The 1,602-nt window shown below is 46.2% G+C and carries 1 protein-coding gene; it reads right to left on the bottom strand.

Annotated features, from left to right (window positions below):
• Positions 1-179: 179 nt before the first annotated feature.
• A complete protein-coding gene (locus F0261_RS19690) occupies positions 180-1,526 on the bottom strand; it encodes an IS1182 family transposase (RefSeq protein ID WP_061439450.1) in 1,347 nt (448 codons plus the stop codon).
• Positions 1,527-1,602 lie beyond the last annotated feature (76 nt).

Raw genomic sequence — 1,602 nt, 5'->3', positions numbered from 1 at the left:
CAGATTGATGATAAACCCCTCTTTTTTCGGAGGGGGTTATTTTTTCTAGCAGCCGAAGGCTGCGATCGCGATATTTTTTAATAAGGCGTTTTTGTTTTAGTGTTGAGCTCTTAGAGGGCAATAAGTGAGTCATTTACTCGATTAGCGGGTTTGCGAGCGAGATTTGAGGGTATTTAGGCTTATACAGCCTTGGCTAAGGCCATTTTCTTCATGTTTTGACATGCAGCGGCTAGCAGACACTGCATCGAGACCTTACTGAGTCCGCGATAGCGACAGTATCGATGTCCGTGGTGTTGTTTTGCATCTGCGAAGCTTCGTTCTACCGTTTCAGCTCGCCTTCGATATTGCTTCTTCCCCCATTCACTTAATCTGACTTCGTTTGCGTTCTCGACACTCTTCTGCCAGACATGGCGCGTTATAACTTTTGTGTGATTCTTACTGTTTGTACATTGCTTACGAACGGGACAGCTTATGCATTGCTTCGCATCAGAGTGATACTGGCGGTAGCCTTCGCGGTTAGTGGTGTTGTAAGCAATAACCTGGCCTTGGGGGCATGTGTATGTATCAGATTCTGTGTCGTATACATACTCGCGTTTAGCGAAGTAGCCTTTCTTTTTCGTAGGGCGACGATACCCCATTACACCAATCAGTTGTCGCGCTTCGAGGTGATGACACACCGCGGCGGTGAAGTAGCCCGCGTCGAGACCAACGGCAATATGGTTGAGTTTGAAGGTGTCTCTAGCTCTATCAATACGCGCAATGATAGGTTGGCTATCGTGAACATTTCCTGGTGTCGCGTGTGTATCAACGATAATACCGTGACGCCCATCTACGATGCGATGGTCTAGGTAGAAGAAGCCCTTGGGCTTCTCATCGCGCACCATAAAACCACTATCAGGGTCAGTGCGGCTGACTTTCGTAGGCTTCGTGCAAGGCTTGTCTTCCTTACACTTCAGGGGCTTTTTTCCCTCTAACTCCCTGTCTTTGGTTACTGCTTCGTTTAGCTGTTCCACATAAGCTGACGGTGTCACCTTCAAGTCTTTTATGTCGAAGCGTTTCTTGTTGGCGTTCGCTTTTAAGTGCGTGCTATCGGCAAACAAACTCTTACCACCAATGAGTCCTTGCTTCATGGCCTGACGCACAATGTTGTCGAAGATAACCTGATAGATATCGCTGTCTTTAAAACGCTTGATGCGGTTTTGACTCAGCGTGGAATGGTGAATCACATCTTCCGTCAATCCCATACCTAAGAACCAGCGATACGCCACATTTACTTGTATCTCTTTAATGAGGCGTCGCTCACTACTGATACCAAATAAATAACCGAGAAACAGAATTTTAAAAAAGCGTACGGGGTCAACCGAAGGGCGACCGTTATTCTGACAATATAGATGAGCCACCTCATCGCGGATAAACTCAAAATCTATCGCCATATCAATTAAACGAACCAAGTGGTCTTCTGGTACCAGTTCATTGATATATACGGTTTCAAACTCGTATTGTTGTGGGGACTTTGGGGTTAGCATGGTGAACACTCCGAATTTCACTATGCCTATTAGATCAAAGCCCCAGACTTTCGTCTAGGGCTTTTTCAACAGTCTG

It is taken from the genome of Alteromonas sp. 07-89-2, assembly GCF_013113925.1.
Taxonomy (GTDB): Bacteria; Pseudomonadota; Gammaproteobacteria; order Enterobacterales; family Alteromonadaceae; genus Alteromonas; species Alteromonas macleodii.
Note: the sequence above shows the minus strand (reverse complement) of the source record. Positions and strands in the feature narration are given on the sequence as shown.

What these genes read in the sequence shown, in the direction of transcription:
- F0261_RS19690 (WP_061439450.1), bottom strand. Translation starts at nt 1,526, where the DNA reads ATGCTAACCCCAAAGTCCCCACAACAATACGAGTTTGAAACCGTATAT.